This is a genomic window from Vibrio sp. 10N.222.55.C6 (assembly GCF_041473395.1).
GTDB classification, from domain to species: Bacteria; Pseudomonadota; Gammaproteobacteria; order Enterobacterales; family Vibrionaceae; genus Vibrio; species Vibrio crassostreae_C.
This window is the reverse complement of sequence record NZ_JBFRSD010000241.1, coordinates 1-361: the sequence shown is the minus strand read 5'-3', so window position 1 is coordinate 361 and position 361 is coordinate 1. Positions and strand designations below refer to the sequence as shown.

Annotated in this window: 1 protein-coding gene; it reads left to right on the top strand. The window is 46.8% G+C overall.

Translation table 11 applies throughout. The features are described 5' to 3' along the window. The coding region (locus AB4486_RS23465) for a sodium:solute symporter family transporter (protein ID WP_408063671.1) at positions 1–361 on the top strand (361 nt) is incomplete at both ends.

The following is a 361-nucleotide window of genomic DNA, read 5'->3' as shown; positions in this document are numbered from 1 at the left end:
AGAAGCTTAACCGGCGGCTTAATCGCCAGCTCACTTATCTTAACAAACTTGAGCGCCACCAGTTTCGTGGGCATGAGCGCACAAGCTTATACCCACAATATGAGTGTCATGGGCTGGGAAGTGGCCTCTGGTGTCACTTTGGTGATCATCGCTTTGATGTTAGTTCCTCGTTATTTGAAGCAAGGCATCACCACTATTCCTGATTTCTTAGAGAGCCGCTACGACATGTCGGTGAAGAAGTTTGTGACGTTACTTTTCTTGTGCCAATACGTGATCAACATTTTGCCTACCACACTTTACGCGGGCGCCGTTGTTTTGGGTGAAATCTTCGATGTTCAGGCCCTGCTTAATATTTCAGAGT